Below are 5,003 nucleotides of genomic sequence, written 5' to 3' on the forward strand. Positions count from 1 at the left end.
GATGCCGCCGTCGCAGGAGAAGCCGTTTTTGCAGCAGTCTGCGTGGCGTCCTGAGCTTCCGCCCGCGGCTGAACAGGAACGGCGGGGCTGGCTGCTGTTTGGGCGTTTTCAGGCTTTTCAGCGGCGGCTGCGGGTTCAGTCCCACCCTCTGTATCTGGAGCGGATTCTTTGGCGGCGGAGTTGACATCTGTGGGAACCTTGCCGTCATTCAGGGCCTGGCGCACCATGTCTTCGATGATGCTCACTTCCTGATCCAGCAGGTCCACCATGAGGTCAAAGTCTATGCCGCTGCTGCGGCCCTGATCCACAATACCGGCCGTACGCTCGGCATAGGTCTTGATGTCCGGCAGTCCCATAAAACCACTGGCATTTTTTATCGCCAGCAGGCAACGGTACAGGGCATCAATGGAATCTTTGTGGCTGCCGTCTTTTTTCAGGGTTTTCAGGGCCGCATGGATAATTTCGATCTGCTGCTGCACCGTAAGGCGAAAAGCTTCGGCATCATCGTTTTCAGAGCCGACGGGAATGATGGTGGGGGTTACCACCTCCACAGGCGCCTTCTTGGCAGCCGCATGGTCATCCGCCTGCTCGGAACTGTCGGAATCCGTCTGTTCGCGGCCCTGAGCGTTCAGCAATTCCGCAGGCAGGGCAATGGGGCCGCCGGCAAGGGCCTTTTGCAACTGCCTGACGACAGCATCTGTTTCAAAGGGCGACGCCTGGCCTGAAGCAACGTCAATGTTGTGTACAAGAGCTTCCATAACGTCCACAACAAGCAGCAACAGGTCAATAAGCTCGTGCGTGGGGGTGATTTTTCCCTGGCGCACGTTATTGAGCAGTGTTTCCGCTTCATGGGTGAGGGCATTGAGGTCGTTGTAACCGATAATGCCGCTATTGCCCTTCATGTTGTGGAAAAAGCGGAAAAGGTCGTTGACGAGTTCGCCCTGACCCGTGGGATTTTCTTCCAGCTCAAGCAGGCCATTGGTGAGATTTTCAATTATTTCACTTGATTCATCAATGAAATCTTTGAGGTGACTTTCGCCGAAGGCCGTAAGGGCGTAGGGCGGCAGCGCAGGCAGTGTTGCGACCCATTCCTTGCCGCTCATGCCGCCAGTGCCTTCCACCTTGGCGGAGGTGTTGTCCCCGGGCTGTGCCACAGGGGACATGTCTGGGGATGTACCAGGGGAAAGCGGGGCTTCGGAGTCTTCGTGCGCTGGCGGAAGTATTTCTGCCTCGTGCGCCACAGGGGCCGAAGGCGGGGCAGCCTCTTCAGCGGCAAAAGCGGGGGACGCCGGGGCGGCCTGTTGGGGCTGGCCCTGTGCCGGGCTTTCTCCCGCCATGATGGCGTCAATCTGGGCCATGATATGCCCGGCTTCCACCTCGCCTTCCGTGTTGCTGCTCTCAAGGTTGTCGATCATCTGGCGCAGGGCGTCTGTGGAGGCCAGAATAACGTCCATAATTTCCGGCGTGACAACCATGCTGCCCTTGCGCAGCTCATCCAAGATGTTTTCAGACTTGTGGGCAAGCTGATTGATGCGGTTCAGGCCAAGAAAGCCCGAAGCGCCCTTGAGCGAGTGCATGGGACGGAAAATGTCGTTGAGCAGCGCCAAGTTCCCCGGAGCTTTTTCAAGCTCAAGAAGATTGGGCTCGATGGTTTCGAGGTGCTCTTTGGCTTCCGCAATGAAGTCAGCAAATAATTCCGGGTCAAAAAAATCCTGGCTCATACCCCATACCCTTACTTGGCTGAAAGCGCTGTACCCTTTTCGGGTAATACTGTCTTTCTTATCGGCTAGCCCAGGAGCATCTTTATATTGCGAACCATTTTTTCCGGCTGCGCTGGTTTGACCATATAAAGGTTGGCCCCAAGGCTCATACCGGTTTGTATGTCTTTTTCCTGCCCTTCGGTGGAAAGCACGATGATCGGGATGTCTTTGTAGGCATCCTGGGCGCGGATGGTTTTAATGAAGGTAAAACCGTCCATGCGCGGCATGTTGACATCAGAGACGATCAAGTCCACCGGGTCAAGGCTGTACAGCTTTTCGATGGCGTCAAGGCCGTCCTCGGCTGTGCTGACCTTGAAGCCTTCCCCTTTCAGCACAAAGGCCACCAGGTTACGGATGGTTTTGGAGTCATCGACGACCATGATATGTTTTTTCATAATATCTGTCCCTGTCCGTCAAATGTTGACTGCCTTTTTGGCAGGCAGTGCAGCATGGATTTTGTCCGGTCTCCGGCAGGCGCTGAAGGCGGTCGCCTGAAACCAGGGTACAACGCGGCATGTTCGTGCGGCCCGATATGGCGGGCATTTGCAGCATTTATTCGCGTCATGGCAAAAATGTAATTTAGAAAAAATTTCAAAATATCGTAGATGTTATTTATAGTATTTGCAAGGGCAAGCGCTTGCTTGCGGCCTTGCGCGCCTGGAATATTTTCGTCTTGAATGCCCGGGCGGGTGCGTGGGCGGACGTCCGCCCTGGATGCGCAGGCGTAATTTTTTTTGCATGGCCGAATTTTGTAAACAGAGTGCCATATATTTTGCGAGTGTACGCGCGGAAAATGAATTTTTTAAATATCCAGCAGCTTTTCCACGATAACTTCCGGGTCAATGATGCCGTGCAGGTGATCGCCCACCTCCGCCAGTCCGCAAAGAAAGTCGGCGCTGGCCCCGAGCTGGTTTTCGGCATTCCAGTTTATTTTCTGCTGGTCGACCAGGTACATGGTATGGATCTTGTCCACAATAAAGCCGAGCTGCATGTCTTTTCCGTTGCATACCACAATGAAGCTTCCTGGTGTGTAGTGGTACTGCTGTTCCAGCGTGAGCAGGGCATCCAGGTGCAGCAGGGGAGTGACCCTGCCCCGCAGGTTGACTACCCCGGCCACAAAGGGAGGGGCCATGGGCAGGCGGGTAAGGGGCATATGCCGCAAGACCTCAACAATAACGCAAACCGGCAAAAGAAAAATTTGTTCACGCACATAAAAGGACACCATCTGCACCTTGTCTTGCGTTGCCAGTTGCGACTTCAGCGGTTCGCCTGCTGCCGGGACCGCGGCTGCCTCGTCATCCATGCCATGCCGGTATTGACCGGCTGTGGAGGCGGCGGCACAGGGCATTCCCGTGGAGACATGGGGCGAATCCGCCTCCGGACAGGGCATGGCCGTCAAAGGGGTCTGCACAGGCAGGGCGGCAAGCGTTTCACCGCCAAGATATTTCTGCACAAAAGCCCGTTCCGCATCACTGAAGGATGACGTTGCTCCCTGTTCGGGCGGCGTAAAGGACAGACCGGCGAAGTATTCTTCAGGCGTTTTTACCATAGGTGCAACACTTCCTGGGCCAGAGACTCGTAGCAGCGTGCGCCTCTGGAGTTTTTGTCTATGTCGTAGATGGTGCATCCCTGTGCGCTTGCCTCTCTGAAGCGCGTGTCCACACCCACTACTGAAGCAAACATGGCATGCCCCATCTTGTTCTGCAAAAGCTCAAGCACCCTGGTGCAGGCTTTGGCGCGCCGGTCATACATGGTGGGCAGCGCCCTGTAGAATACCGGCCTGCCAAGGGCCTTGTTGAGCGTATGCAGCGTGTCAAACAGCAGTTTCAGTCCGTGCAGGGCCAGAAAGTCTGTCTGAATGGGAATGATAAGCAGGTCTGCCGCAACCAGGGCATTGACCAGAAGAATGCCCACATGCGGCGGGCAGTCCAGCACCACAAAATCATAGCTGTCCCGCACGCAGTCAAGGCTTTTCGTCAGTACGCTGCCTTTGGCGCTGCGGTCCTTAAAGTCTACTTCAAGTTCTGAAAGCCGTATGCTGCCCGGAGCCAGATCCATGCCGTGCAAAGCCTGCGCGCGCACCATGTGCGGCCACAGATCGGGCCAATGGGCCTCGTCGGCAAGGAAAAGGTCGTGCAGACTGTATTGCACATCCTCCGGATAAATTCTGGCATGCAGGGTTGCGCAGGCATGGGGATCAAGATCCAGCAGCAGCACTTTTTTGTCCGCACGCGCCAGCGCGCTGCCCAGACTTACCGCGGTGGTGGTTTTTCCCACGCCGCCTTTTTGATTGGCTATGGCAAGAACCTTGGCTCGCATGCCTGCCCTACGCCATCTTGCGGTAGACTATGGTCCCCTTGAAATGCTCAAGCTGGAATGCGCGACTGATATTGTGCAGCGATTCTGAATGGCCGATGAGCAGCGCCCCGTTGATTTCAAGGTTATCATAAAAGGCGTTTATCACCTTGCGCTTCATTTCATCGTCAAAATAGATGATGACGTTGCGGCAGAATACGATCTGCGACTTTTCCACCCGTTTCAGCTGTTCCCTGTCGCTGAGGTTAATCTGACCGAAGGAAACGATGTTCTTGATTTCCGGCTTGATCTTGTAAAGGCTTCCGTCCTTGATAAAGTAGGCGTCGACGATTTCCTTGGGGGTGGTACGCAAGGCGTATTCGCTGTAAATGCCCTGTCTTGCGGCGGCGAGCACCGCTTCAGAAAGGTCGTTGGCCGTTATTTTGATATCCCAGCTGTGAATTTCGCTTTTGAGCACTTCGTGCAAAATGATGGCCAGGGTGTACGGCTCTTCACCCGTGGAGCAGCCCGCCGACCAGATGCGCAGTTTTTTTGAACCGTTGCGTCGGCACTGATCAAGTATTCCAGGCAACACGTGCTTTTGGAAAACCTCAAGCTGTGGAGGATTGCGGAAAAAGCTGGTTTCGTTGGTGGTCACCACCTCAAAGAGCTTGTTCAGTTCCGTTCTGCGGCTGACGTCAAAGCGAAGATAGTTGTAATACTCGCTATAGCTTTTGAGGTTCAGGTCCTTGATGCGGTTGGAAAGGCGGTTTTCCACAAGGTACTTGCGGTTTTCCGCGATAAAGATGCCGCACTGCTGATAGATGAAATCACGCAGCTGCAAAAACTCTTCATCTGTTATCTGAAGGTCTTTGCGAAAGGGCGAAGTTGCCCTGGCGCTGGCCGGAGCCGTTGCGGGCGCGCGAAAAGCCGACGTGGGCGACAGGA

Annotated in this window: 5 protein-coding genes; all 5 read right to left on the reverse strand. The window is 54.9% G+C overall.

From position 1 onward, the window contains the following. Positions 1 to 1,721 (reverse strand): Hpt domain-containing protein (locus tag V6C07_RS10510; RefSeq protein WP_333536421.1); only part of this gene is annotated, 1,721 nt, incomplete at its 3' end. 65 nt (positions 1,722 to 1,786) lie between these two features. After that, entirely contained in the window at positions 1,787 to 2,155 is a 369-nt protein-coding gene (locus tag V6C07_RS10515) for a response regulator (RefSeq protein ID WP_012625008.1), read from the reverse strand. Between the two features lie 407 nt (positions 2,156 to 2,562). Further along, on the reverse strand, positions 2,563 to 3,309 hold the full coding sequence (locus V6C07_RS10520) for a chemotaxis protein CheW (RefSeq protein WP_333536425.1): 747 nt from the start codon (positions 3,307 to 3,309) through the stop codon (positions 2,563 to 2,565). Beyond that, on the reverse strand, positions 3,303 to 4,079 hold the full coding sequence (locus V6C07_RS10525) for a ParA family protein (protein WP_333536427.1): 777 nt from the start codon (positions 4,077 to 4,079) through the stop codon (positions 3,303 to 3,305). The genes V6C07_RS10520 and V6C07_RS10525 overlap by 7 nt, the downstream gene beginning before the upstream one ends. A gap of 7 nt (positions 4,080 to 4,086) precedes the next feature. Further along, complete coding sequence (locus V6C07_RS10530) at positions 4,087 to 4,917, reverse strand: CheR family methyltransferase (protein WP_333536429.1); 831 nt, start codon at positions 4,915 to 4,917, stop codon at positions 4,087 to 4,089. Between the last annotated feature and the right edge of the window lie 86 nt (positions 4,918 to 5,003).

It is taken from the genome of Desulfovibrio sp. 1214_IL3152 (assembly GCF_036763055.1).
GTDB lineage: Bacteria > Desulfobacterota > Desulfovibrionia > Desulfovibrionales > Desulfovibrionaceae > Desulfovibrio.